The organism is Paraburkholderia sp. RL17-373-BIF-A (assembly GCF_046030175.1).
GTDB lineage: Bacteria > Pseudomonadota > Gammaproteobacteria > Burkholderiales > Burkholderiaceae > Paraburkholderia.
On the sequence record NZ_JARESO010000551.1, the window covers coordinates 1 to 243 of the forward strand.

Annotated in this window: 1 protein-coding gene; it reads right to left on the reverse strand. The window is 63.4% G+C overall.

From position 1 onward, the window contains the following. Window positions 1-243: AMP-binding enzyme (locus P0D80_RS51720; protein WP_408296821.1), on the reverse strand; the 243-nt coding region annotated here is incomplete at both ends.

Sequence of the window (243 nt, forward strand, 5' to 3'; positions counted from 1 at the left end):
CCCAGGGCGTCTGCCGTTTCGCGCCGTTTCAGCGCCGGCTTGAAGATCTTGCCGACGCCCGTCAGCGGCATCGCATCCACGATTCGTATCCCCTTTGGCAACGCGGCGCGTTCGTTGATCTCGTGACGCAGAAACTCGGCCAATTCTGCTTCGGTTGCCGTTGTGCCCGGCTTCAGTTGGACATAGGCAACCGGCAACTCGCCCGCGTGCATATCGGGACGGCCTACGGCTGCGGCGATCTGG